Origin of the sequence: Treponema sp. UBA3813 (assembly GCA_002368605.1) — a bacterium.
Taxonomy (GTDB): domain Bacteria; phylum Spirochaetota; class Spirochaetia; order Treponematales; family Treponemataceae; genus Treponema_D.
In genome coordinates this window covers 86420-97627 of sequence record DFEB01000050.1, presented here as the reverse complement: position 1 = coordinate 97627, position 11208 = coordinate 86420, and the positions used below count along the sequence as shown (strand labels likewise).

Annotated in this window: 13 protein-coding genes and 1 tRNA gene; 3 read left to right on the top strand and 11 right to left on the bottom strand. The window is 42.6% G+C overall.

What is annotated here, in order from left to right; translation table 11 throughout:
* Window positions 1-299: 299 nt before the first annotated feature.
* The 3 genes from B2089_RS08600 to B2089_RS08590 all read right to left on the bottom strand — a co-directional run bounded on the left by B2089_RS08600 (window position 300) and on the right by B2089_RS08590 (window position 2611).
* Entirely contained in the window at window positions 300-911 is a 612-nt protein-coding gene (locus B2089_RS08600) for a CDP-alcohol phosphatidyltransferase family protein (RefSeq protein ID WP_296324709.1), read from the bottom strand.
* Between the two features lie 54 nt (window positions 912-965).
* Entirely contained in the window at window positions 966-1526 is a 561-nt protein-coding gene (locus B2089_RS08595; RefSeq protein WP_296324706.1) for a hypothetical protein, read from the bottom strand.
* A gap of 266 nt (window positions 1527-1792) precedes the next feature.
* Window positions 1793-2611: an AAA family ATPase gene (locus B2089_RS08590; protein WP_296324702.1), complete on the bottom strand. Its 819-nt coding sequence runs from the start codon at window positions 2609-2611 to the stop codon at window positions 1793-1795.
* Between the two features lie 98 nt (window positions 2612-2709).
* Between B2089_RS08590 and B2089_RS08585 the strand changes: the two genes are divergently transcribed.
* Window positions 2710-3270, top strand: coding sequence for an NUDIX hydrolase (locus tag B2089_RS08585; RefSeq protein ID WP_296324699.1), 561 nt, complete (start codon window positions 2710-2712; stop codon window positions 3268-3270).
* Window positions 3271-3289: 19 nt separating this feature from the next.
* Here B2089_RS08585 and B2089_RS08580 read toward each other — a convergent pair whose 3' ends face one another.
* Together B2089_RS08580 and B2089_RS08575 are read right to left on the bottom strand one after the other, a co-directional pair.
* A complete protein-coding gene (locus tag B2089_RS08580; protein ID WP_296324697.1) occupies window positions 3290-3985 on the bottom strand; it encodes a LysM peptidoglycan-binding domain-containing protein in 696 nt (231 codons plus the stop codon).
* Window positions 3982-5001 carry a hypothetical protein gene (locus tag B2089_RS08575; protein WP_296324695.1) on the bottom strand — a complete coding sequence of 340 codons (1020 nt, stop codon included), beginning with the start codon at window positions 4999-5001 and terminating at the stop codon, window positions 3982-3984. The genes B2089_RS08580 and B2089_RS08575 overlap by 4 nt, the downstream gene beginning before the upstream one ends.
* A gap of 169 nt (window positions 5002-5170) precedes the next feature.
* Between B2089_RS08575 and B2089_RS08570 the strand changes: the two genes are divergently transcribed.
* On the top strand, window positions 5171-5398 hold the full coding sequence (locus tag B2089_RS08570) for a YdbC family protein (RefSeq protein WP_296324693.1): 228 nt from the start codon (window positions 5171-5173) through the stop codon (window positions 5396-5398).
* A gap of 14 nt (window positions 5399-5412) precedes the next feature.
* Here B2089_RS08570 and holA read toward each other — a convergent pair whose 3' ends face one another.
* The 5 genes from holA to B2089_RS08545 form a co-directional block, all read right to left on the bottom strand.
* Window positions 5413-6435 (bottom strand): DNA polymerase III subunit delta, encoded by a 1023-nt coding sequence (holA, locus tag B2089_RS08565; RefSeq protein ID WP_296324689.1) that lies wholly within the window; start codon window positions 6433-6435, stop codon window positions 5413-5415.
* Window positions 6436-6452: 17 nt separating this feature from the next.
* Window positions 6453-7058 carry a transcriptional repressor LexA gene (gene lexA / locus B2089_RS08560; RefSeq protein WP_296324684.1) on the bottom strand — a complete coding sequence of 202 codons (606 nt, stop codon included), beginning with the start codon at window positions 7056-7058 and terminating at the stop codon, window positions 6453-6455.
* 22 nt (window positions 7059-7080) lie between these two features.
* Window positions 7081-7347, bottom strand: a complete 267-nt coding sequence (locus tag B2089_RS08555; protein ID WP_296324682.1) for an HPr family phosphocarrier protein — start codon at window positions 7345-7347, stop codon at window positions 7081-7083.
* Between the two features lie 43 nt (window positions 7348-7390).
* Window positions 7391-8380 carry an HPr(Ser) kinase/phosphatase gene (hprK, locus tag B2089_RS08550; protein WP_296324678.1) on the bottom strand — a complete coding sequence of 330 codons (990 nt, stop codon included), beginning with the start codon at window positions 8378-8380 and terminating at the stop codon, window positions 7391-7393.
* A 115-nt stretch (window positions 8381-8495) separates the two neighbouring features.
* Window positions 8496-8786, bottom strand: a complete 291-nt coding sequence (locus B2089_RS08545) for an HPF/RaiA family ribosome-associated protein (RefSeq protein WP_296324676.1) — start codon at window positions 8784-8786, stop codon at window positions 8496-8498.
* A 192-nt stretch (window positions 8787-8978) separates the two neighbouring features.
* On the opposite strand from B2089_RS08545, the gene B2089_RS08540 reads away from it, so the two are divergent.
* A complete protein-coding gene (locus B2089_RS08540; protein WP_296324672.1) occupies window positions 8979-10628 on the top strand; it encodes a YifB family Mg chelatase-like AAA ATPase in 1650 nt (549 codons plus the stop codon).
* A 355-nt stretch (window positions 10629-10983) separates the two neighbouring features.
* Here the strand turns inward: B2089_RS08540 and B2089_RS08535 are convergent.
* Window positions 10984-11066 (bottom strand) — tRNA-Leu (locus tag B2089_RS08535).
* Window positions 11067-11208: the final 142 nt, after the last annotated feature.

Genomic DNA, 11208 nt, shown 5'->3' with positions numbered 1-11208 from the left:
ACTTTGACTCCCTGACCAACCTTGACTGGTTAGGAACGCCACCGGGAAATACTTCCCCGCTGGCTGTGTTTTGCGTTCATGTACACGTCCGGGAGCCGCCTGACTGGCCGCCCCCGCCGCTGTGTCTTCCGTCTTTCCCTCACTCGCTTTTCCGTTCAAAGAACTTTCCCGCCGACGCTGTCGTCAGCGGGTGACAATAAATATATCACGCCTTCTTTTTTCTGTCAACACTTTGTTTTGTTTTTTTTTCGCTTTTTTTATGATTTTTTTTGTTTTTTTATGAAAACAAATACTTGGATTTAATTGCTTTCTTTTATAATTGAATAAAAGGACTTAATGTAATCGATAAAAGAACCCCAGCTAAAAAGAACACACAAACCGAACAAAACCGGCGCCCCCCATTGATACACAGTCATAAGAATCTCATAAACAACTGCCGGAACAAACGAAAAGTTAAAGCGAATAAAAGATTCAAAAGTTATGAAGAAAAATCCTGAAAAAATATAGAAAACGGTTTTTATTTTACCGCTCATTCTCGCAGCGATAGCAATTCCCTTTTTCATGGCAACCATTCGCAAGAAATTCTGACTGAATTCCCGATAAAATATAAGAACAAAGAAAAGAACAGGCATGCGTCCGGCGGAAACAGCACATAGAAAAACCGTCAGATTCAAGATTACATCAGCAAAGGGATCAAAAATTTTTCCAAAATCACTGACTTCATTATTCTTTCTGGCATAATGCCCATCCCAATAATCAGTGAGCTCAAAAAAAGCAAGCAAAGGTATCATGAGACACGCAGAAATAAATTTTAAGACAGAAGAGTCAAGCCATAAAGGGGCGTTAAATATAATATAAAAAACAGGCGCAAACAAAGCCCTTGCAAGCGTAAATCGATTAGAAACTTTCATCTCGAAAATTATAGTTTTTTTTCCAGAAAAAGTAAATGAGCCTTGGAGGGACGTCTACAAGTCACGGACCAGCTCACACGAAACTTCATTGTTTTTAACGGAAACATGGGCAGAATACAAGCTAGGATAATTTTTTTCGTCAGGGAACGGAAGAATAAGCCGAGATGACTGACCACTAAGAATAAAATGATTCAGATAAAATAAAACGATTCGATTCTCTAGGATTTCAGGCCTCTTACATTCTGAAATTGAAGTTACTTTTTCTGCAAAAGAATCAGACACATCTTGTTTTTTTTCAAAAGGAAGCTCTGATTCTGCAACTCCCTCAAATGCAATCCAATTTCTTCTGACCGGAAGAACAAGAATATCAGGAAGGCGGTATAAAGAAACAGTTACCGCATGATGCAATTCTGAAGATCGGGAAACCACTTTATCCCTGATTTTAAAAGTCTTCTCATCAGCCAAAACCGAATGTACGACATCCCCAGTCTCAAAAAGCGAGTCCAAGACATAACCCGTGAAAACCGTAAATGAAAGATACAAAACCAGAAAAGTCGGAACAGCTATCTTCCAGAAAAAAGCAATAAAAAAACCGACGAAAAAAAATATAGACAAGAGAAGAAAATAACAGGAGTAATCTTTGATAAATTCTGAAATGCAAAACAGATTCTTTGTTATAAAAACAAGACTTGTGTACAAAACAAGGGCAAAACTCATAAAGACACAGAAAAAAGCAAAAGAACGCGATGCCACCGCTCGGTTACAGCGAAAAATAAAAATCTTTGTCAGGAATGCAAAAGAAAGACCTAGACAAAGAGCAAATGAAAAAGCAAGGCACTGTGCAGAAAAATGATTCTCAAAAACAACAGACATAAGGAAGCCTAGTACGCTTTAAAATCCTGACCAACACTGATTGCAGATTCAATCTTGTAATCAGGGAGTTCAGCTGAAACGATAGTGATGGCAGAATCGACTGTCGTGACTGAATCGGCCATGCCGTGAAGGGTTATTGTTTTGCCCTCGACTGCAGCACGAAGAAAACTAATATTAAGATTGTAAATAAAAACGAGGATATCAACGATTCTCTGACCGATAAGCAACTCCTCGATTTTTCGTTGTCCTTCGGCATCTTTTTGAGCCGTGACATATTTTTTCACAAGAGCAACGACAGATTCTGTGATGGAATCAGAATCCACCATGGAAGTATTGGCAATCACATCAAACATTGCCGGATCTTGTACATCAAAATTAAAAAAACCTTTATGAAAACTTTTTTGCTGAGACTCTGCCTCTGCAATCTTTTTTGCAGCAACCTTTTTACTGCAATTCAGGCTTTTCTGAAGTCTCTCAACTCGTATTTTTTCATCTGCTATAAATCGGCAAGAAATATGATTTTCCAGAGCTTTTAGAATTATGAAGGAACCACGCCCTACGATAACGCAATTATTCTGTGCGGCAGCCTCAAGAATAGCAGTCATAAGGTAGTTTAAATATTCATCTCTGCCACGAGTTAGCCCTGCAAAGAAGCCAAGTTTTTTTTCATCAAATTTTGACAGTTTTGACTCAGGGAAACCAAGAGAAACGATGCGTTTTTCCAATTCTTTTTTTCCAACAAAGTTATAGCCTAATCTTTCAGCAATTTTTGCAGCGATCTCGTCACCTAGAGAAGCGAGCTGTCTTGAAACTGTGATAATAGCCATAATCTCCCCCAGAAACACAAGAATTTATTCTCTATATATTATCTTTTATTGTATACTAATTATCGGTAAAATCAAAATAAATTTTTATGAGGCTGGCAATGAAAGAGAAAAAGCTTGAGTGGACAGAAACAGAAAGACATGAACTTCTTAAAACAATCGTTCTCAGCGTAAATGAAGTAACATCTAGCGGGCCTGACGGCATAAAAGGAAAGTATATCGTAATGGATGCCCCTGACTGGGTAATTGTCGTGCCAGAGACAGATGGCAAATTCATCACAGTAAAGCAATGGCGACACGGAAACAGCTCACTTAGCATTGAATTTCCAGGTGGTGTAATAAATTCAGGCGAAAAACCAGAGGATGCTGCAAAACGCGAAATGGAAGAAGAAACTGGCTACAAAGTAGGAAAACTCACTTATCTTGGCGCGGCAAATCCTAATCCGGCCATCATGAGCAACAAGGTTCACTTCTTTGCAGCAGAAGACTTGGTCAGCACAGGAATTCAGCATTTGGACAAAGACGAATTTGTTGAGTATGCGCAAGTTCCAGTGGAAGAGGTCTATGAAAAAATCGGGAGCGAAGAATATCCTCATGCCCTTATGATGAGCGCACTTTTAAAATATAAATTGTGGAAGGAAAAAAAATGCCCCACTCAATAACGAGCAGGGCTGTCAAAAATTAACGATTTGCCGAGTACGGATCGTATTTTTTAGAAGGATTGTAAACCCCTTCACGGTACTCTCCAGTAATGCTCGGAATCTTCATCTTCATACCAGGAAGAATGAGGTTCGGGTCGTTCGGTCTAGGCATGTTTGATTTATTTGCCTGATATAAGTTCTCCCACAAAAGAGGATTGTCATAGACATAGGGACGGCCGGAAATATTCCAATAGCAGTCTTTTGTTTCTGCCCAGGGACGGACGACATAATACTCAGGAAGAGGCGTAATCTCTTTGATATCAGCGAGAGCTTCAAGAACCTGCTTTGCATACGCCGTTGCTGTAGCATAATCTTCATTACCGTAAGATTCCTGCGCACTTGCATAAGATTTTTGAGCAGAAGAATATGCCATCGGGAAATTGCGTTCAGCATTAACACTCTTTGCATACTCAAGTTTTTTTGCGGCCTGCTTCATGATTGTATCACAGTCAGACTTTGCGAGCATTTTTTTTACGAATTCTTCTGAAAGACGCGCATTTTCTTCAGCTTTTGCGGCATATTCCTCAGCAAGAACATATTCACCTGCATCGAGGGCATTCTGAGCCTTTCTCGTATACTCATCGGCAAGCTTCTGATATGTGTTGTTTTTGTAACTTGCAGCGAAAATCAAAGAGCCGACAAGGAAAAGAGTGGCAAGAGCAATTACTTTTTTCATTTTGATTCTCCTTCAATAGCGTCTACAGTTGCATTGATAGCACCATCGATGACGGCAGCCTTTTTAGCATCTTCACTGTTATCAATATCAATAACGGCATCTTCAGGATTTGCGAATTTATCTTCTTCGAGAAGCACAGCATCTTCTTTTTCGATTCCTGCAACTTCTCCTTGAAGCGGTGCAATTTCATCAGCCTCTTTTGTATAAGCTTCAGCTTCTGCAACTCGTTTTTTTGCCTTCTCAATTGCAGCCTGTGCAGCGGCACGCTTTTCGGCAATTGACTCATAGAGACTAAGGAATGAATTTTTTGCGGTCTTGTATCCCTTGTAAGCGCCCTCAACATCTCTTGTTACGAAAGATGCATCTGCTTTTTTGAAAGTATTTGAAGCCTCAGTATATTCAGCTTTTCGAGCAACGCCAGCCTTTACGCTGTCAGCCTTCTTTTTAGCTTCACGAGCTGCCTCTCGCTCACTTTTTGCCATTTCACCAAGGTGCTTAACGAGCAAAGCTGAATAAGCACTGAAAGCCTTATCAGCATTTGTTTTCATATCAGAGCCGTTGCCAGAAGCCTCAAAATCTTCAAGGGCCTTTTCTGCATCCGCATCAGCCAAACCAAATTCATCGGCTTTTGCCTTCATCTCTTTTGCAAGAGAAGCAGTTGCAAGCGCATTATAGCGGGTGATAACTTCTTTAATTTTTGCAGAATGGTCTTCAGATGGATTTGCATTGACAGCAGATTTTACCTCGTCATAATAGCGGTCATCCAGAGCTAAAACATCTGGAAAATACTGTTCGGCACCAGCCTCAACAGCCTTCTGACGAGCGGAATCTGCCTGAGCCAAAAGCGCTTCATTCGCCTTTGAGAAATCCCCTGTATCATCAGTTTTTTCTTCTTCAACAGGAGTTGACTCCCCTGTGCTTGTGTCAACCAGAGGTTCTGCTGTTGGAGTTGAACCACAAGAAAAGAATGAAAGAATTGCCACGACACTCAGAAGTGTAAGTAAATACTTTTTCACTTAAATCCTCCCTAAGTTCCTTTTTGATATTATCGGTATTTTGAATATATTATATAGTAGAAAGAAAAGCAAAGCAAGAAATTAGCATATCAAAGAAATAAAAAAAGTGCATTTCATGAAATGTAGGAGTATAATTGGAGAAAATAGATTTTATGCTAGGAGTATTTTTATGGCAGAAAACTTCACTTATGACATCATCGGTGAACCGACAGTCATTTCTCAAGGATCAGCTGGCTGGAACCTAGAACTGAACAAAATTTCATGGAACAAACGCCCCGCAAAATATGATCTGAGAAGCTGGTCGGGGGATCATCAAAAAATGGGGAAAGGCGTAACACTTAGCACGGAAGAACTTTTAAAATTACGAGATGTGCTTAATTCGATTGAAATTTCGTAAAGAAATAAAAAACTTCAAATGATTTCATCGGCTTCATATTTTGCCACACGCCCACCGTTCTTCATGACGATTTCATAAAGGAGGAGGGAAAGTTGTGTATCCTGAAGGCTTGTTCCTGCAGAGCGAATTTCCGAGTCGGTGCCAGATATCGATGCGAGTATCGCCGCACATTGACCGAAAGACCAGACTCTCGAAGCCCGCGCATACTGGGTGCGTGCCGTTTTGCTGGTAAAACCTTTTGTTTTGAGAGCAAAATCGTCAAGATATGCTCCGCCTGCATGTATCGAATGCCACAACTCAAGACGACGGAAACAAGATGCAAGCCCCGCAAGAATCATGACTGGACTGTTGTTTTTGGTGAGAAGAATTTTTTGCAAGACTGAAAGTGCAGTCTCAAGACGAGCACTTGCCGAATCATTTGGATTTGCCATTGCATCAAAAAGCGTGAAGGCAGACTCTTCGCGGTTATGGGCAAGGATTTGCTCAACATCAGAAACAGAGATTTCGTGTTCTTTAGGAAAACAAAGAAAAAAGCGATTACACTCAGTGCGAAGCGCCTCGGTATTGTTTTCGGTGAGTTCAAGAATTGAATCGACGGCATCAAGTTCAATGGAATAGCCGTTTTTGCGGAAGTAATTTTGCAGCCAGGAATTAAGATGGCTCTCGTCCATTGCCCAGAAAATCTGCTTGTTTTCTTTGGGAACAAGTTTGTCGAGTTTTGAATCCACCGAGATTTCATCGGAGACAAGAATTAAAACAGCAGTTTCTTTTGCACTTTTGAGCCATTCGGCAATCAGTTCGATTTCATCCTTTTTTTTGAGAAGCTCTGATTCCCGCAAAACCACGCATGTAGCAGGCACGAACAAAGATTCGGTCTGCAATTTGGCGATAATATCTTCGATTTTGGAGTCAGACGCATACAGAAGATAATTGTCGACTTCGCCGAATTTTTTACTGAGAGAATTTTTGACTGATTCGACCTGATCATTGCGATTGCCGATTTCAGGCCCCGTAAAAAGATAAATCGGAGAAGCCATATTACCCTATAGAAGCCTTAGTATGTGCGCACGATGTTAGAAAGAATTCCGACAATAGTGACTTCGCGACTGTAAATCGGCTGGAAGGCAGCATTCTCCGGCTGAAGACGGATTCGGTCAGCTTCTTTGTAAAAGCGTTTGAGAGTGATTGCATTCTCGATGACGGCAACGACAATCTGCCCGTCAACAGCGGTTTGAGCCTGCTCTACCACCGCCAAATCGCCCTCAAGGATACCAGCCTCAATCATGCTCTGACCACGAACACGGAGAGCGAAATAGCTCTTGCCCGGACGGACGAATGGCTCAGTGAGATTTACATAACCGTCAAGATTCTCCTCGCTCAAAAGAGGCTTGCCTGCGGCAACAGTACCTAAAAGCGGAACTTTGCTTACAAATGGAGTTCTGTCGTTTGCGCCGTTAAGTACATTAAGTGAACGGGCTCGCTTTTGAGTTTGAGAAAGATATCCTTTTTTTTGCAATGCCGCAATGTGATCCTGAACAGCACGAAGGGAAATGCCAAAATGCTCGCCGATTTCACGAACCGTTGGCGGATAATTATTTTCTTTTGTAAAACTGGAGATAAAATCCAGGACTTCTTGTTGTCGCTCTGTAATACCTTTCATTATATGCTCCTATAAATTAGAATTATTCTTCTTCGAATTTACTTTCGAAGAGCTGGACGATTGCATCGACAGCTTCTTTTTCGTCCGGGCCATCCGCTTTGAGCGTAAGCTGAGTGTTGTAACCTGCGGCCATTGTAATTACGCCCATAATAGATTTTGCATTTACAACAGCGGAATCTTTTTCGAGAGAGATTTCTGCTGAAAATTTGTTTGCAGTCTGCGCAATGAGGGCAGCTGGTCGGGCGTGGATTCCTGCTCGGTTAAGAACCGTCAAAAATTTTTCTGTCATAAGAACTCCTATTTTAAAATTCCGCACATGCGGCTTCTGTATGCTAGTAAGAATCGTCCATACCGTAGTAGGCATTTTGGACTTCGCCAGTCTCAATCCATTTAAGAATGTTTTGGTTGAAATCCCGTGCAGAGTTGTATCCGCGAGCCTTGAGGCGCTCATTCATGGCGGCGGCTTCAATGATGATTGGCAAGTTACGGCCAGGTTTGACAGGGATTTCGATTGTAGGAACTTTTACACCAAGCATGTCAACTGACTCAAGGTTATTACCTACTCGATCATATACTTTTGAATTGTCCCATTCTTCGAGACGAATAACAAGCTGGATTTCTTTTTGCTCTCGAATAGAACCAACTCCATACATTTGTGCAATATTGATGATTCCCAAACCACGAATTTCCATGTGGTGAGAAATAAGAGTGTTGGCCCCCTGACCTAAAATGGAATTGCCATTTACGCTGCGAATTTCTACGATATCGTCAGCGACAAGACGATGCCCGCGTTCGACCAGCTCAAGAGCACACTCCGATTTACCGACGCCAGAATGGCCGGTAAGCAGAATGCCAATACCATAGACTTCGACCAAAACCCCGTGTAATGTTTTTTTAGGAGCAAAAACATTTGCGAAAACACGGCTCAAACGCATGGTAAACTCGGTAAGCTCAAGTTCTGTTTGAAGAACAGCACAGCCCGAAGACTCTGCCAGCTTAATGAATTCCTTTGGAGGCTCAAGCATTTTTACAAAAATGAGGCATGGAATTCCGTACTGGAACATTTGCGTAAGTGACTGAATATTGTTTTCTGCGTATAATTTTTTCAGATATGCGCCCTCTGCGCTTCCAAACAACTGCACGCATCCATTTGCAAACGAATCGTAAAATCCCGTAAGGGCAAGCCCCGGACGATTTATTTCGGATACGGAAATGACATTGGCAAGACTTGTGCGACCACCAATACATTTGAGATGTAACTGACTGTGTTCTGGAAGTTCTAGTTCAAGCAAATCCAATACTGTAAAAACTTTATCAGCCATGTATATACTATACATTTTGTAAGCAAATAATGCAAGCGTTTTCTGTAAAAAAAAGCCCCATGAAAAAAACACGGGGCATAAACTATTCAAAGAGTTCTATAATAATTGAACAGTACTACTTTTTCTCTTGGATTTTGTCTTTCTCTTTCTTGACTTTTGTATCGAGAACATCCATAAGCTTGTTAAGTGAGGCTCCGAAGTCAAAATCTTCCGAAGCGACATGCGCCTGAGCACCCCATTTAAAGTTTACGGTACAATCAAAATTATATGCCTTATCATGCTTGACGCGAAGAATTAAATCAACGATTAAATCCTCTGCGTATGAAATGCGTGAAAGTTTTTTCTCGATCATATCCGATTGTTTTTCTTCAAGTACAAAGCCGACGGCTGAAACTGATTTAGTCATTTTAAATACTCCTTAATAAAGATTTTTGCCATTAACTTTCAACGAAGTTTTTTTACAGGCAAATACGATTTTCATCGCATAATTCAGTATACAACGGAATTTCAAAATCTCCAAATTTTATTTTTATTTTCATTCTGCATTACCGAAAACTGATTTTTTTTCACTATATAAAAGTGATTACAGGAGAAATATATGACAATTTTTTCATTTTCGCCATTTGGTTATGAAGGTTCGCTTGTGACAGTTGAGGTTGATTTACGGCGGGGCATTCCGGCAATCGACATCGTGGGACTGGCCGACAATGCGGTAAAAGAATCCCGTGAACGGATGAGGTCCGCCATTCGCAATTCGGGATTTGATTTTCCCATGGAGCGGGTTCTGATTTCCCTCTCCCCCGCTGATTTAAAAAAAGAGGGGGCGGGTTTTGACCTTGCCCTGGCCCTGGCAGTCCTTGCAGCTCAGGATGAAAAAAAGGATTTTGACAAAGAGCCTGTTCTTGTGATGGGCGAGCTGGAGCTTTCAGGAACAATCCGGCCGGTTAAGGCAGTTCATGCGGCGGCAAGCACGGCTTTTCAGGCGGGAATCACGAAATGCGTAGTGGCGGCATCTAACGCGGCGGAAGCGAGGGAAGTCGCAGGCATGAAAGTCTTCGGTGCCATGAACCTTACGGAAGCCTACGATGCGCTTTTAAAGCCGGATTTATTCACTTCCCTAGCGGACGATACGACTCAGGCCTTTGTGCCTAAAGATTGCGTTGAGGTCAAGGGAGTTCTCTTTCCGCCAGAGACGGCTGGCATTAATTTCAGTGATATTCTTCATCAGAAAAATTTGATTCGTGCCTTACAGATTGCGGCGGCAGGCGGGCATAATCTTCTCGCATTCGGAGCGCCCGGTTGCGGGAAGACCCTTGCCCTCAGCCGCTTTTCGGAATTGCTGCCTCTTTTGACAGTGGAAGAAGCCCAGAGCATAACGAGGATTCACTCAATCGCAGGTCTTTTAAGTCCCAGCCAGCCCTTGATGAGAATTCCGCCCTTCAGAATGCCCCACCAAAGCGCGACCCTTGAAGGCGTGTGCGGCGGAGGCGTCAACTGCCGGCCTGGGGAAATTTCCCTCGCCCATAACGGAGTCCTCTTTTTAGACGAGGCGGCAGAATTCCGCACTTCTGTCCTGCAAATGCTTCGAGTTCCCATTGAGACAGGCTCAATTTCAATCAGCCGTGCGGGGCGCACCACAATCTACCCCGCAAGATTTCAGCTTTTGCTCGCCACGAATCCCTGCCCCTGCGGAAATTACAGCTCAAAAAGCAGGGTCTGTATGTGCAGCGCGAAAGCCGTGGCTCAGTATTGGAAGAAATTCTCTGCCCCTCTCCTAGACAGAATCGATATACGGGTAAATGTGGAGAATGAGGCTCAGGAAGCCGCCATTGCAGAGAAAATTCATCCCTGCGAGGCCTGCACTGAACAGGAAAATTGTCAGGATTGCGGAAAAATTAAAAGATATATAGATAAAAGCGATAAAGAAAGGGTCACGACATCGGAACTTAGGAAAGAAATCGCTGTGGCTACGGCGATTCAACGGAAGCGGCAGGGAAAGAAAAATGCCTGTCTTTCTCCTCAGGAAATCCTCGATTTCTGCAAACTGGGAAGGGATGAGCAAACGATTCTCGACACGGCGATTTTTAACAATGATTTTTCCCAGCGGGCGGTGAGTTCGATCCTGAAACTTTCACGCACGATTGCGGACATGAGCGGAAGCGAGCAGATTAAGACAGTGCATCTGCTTGAGGCGATTCGGCTGAGAAAGAGCAGCGGAGCAATGGCGGAATTTGGAGAGGGAGATTAAAGGTGAAGAGAAAAAGCACGCCCCGCCGTGGAGCCCCGAAGTAGCATAGTGAGCGAAGCGAACGACGCTATGAGCGCTTAGCGAAGGGCGAAAGGGCGGCAGACAGTTAATTGGCGCAAAAAAAAACTTGCAGCACGAGAATTACTGCAAGTTAAGATTCTACCGGGTCTGAGACTCGAACCGCTATGGTCGAAAACCTCATGTTTTCTCCCGCCGCGGCGCCTCCGTTCGCTTCCGCCTGCATCCGTGCAGGCTCATCCTCCCCTTGGTCGGCGCTCACTTCGGAGTTCGAGTCTGATTCAATATTTTAAAATAAAAAAACTTGCAGCACGAGAATTACTGCAAGTTAAGATTTTACCGGGTCTGAGACTCGAACTCAGACGCCCGTGAAGGCAACAGATTTTGAGTCTGTAGTGTCTACCATTTCACCAACCCGGCAAGTGGTGTTAGAATAACAAAAAAAGAAAAACAATGCAAGAGATTTGTGATAGAATTACAATAGAAAAATTACGGTCTCACACAAAAAATATGCGTCCACTCCCGCATATTTTTTGCATCTACTGTTTAGTTTTTTTGTTAT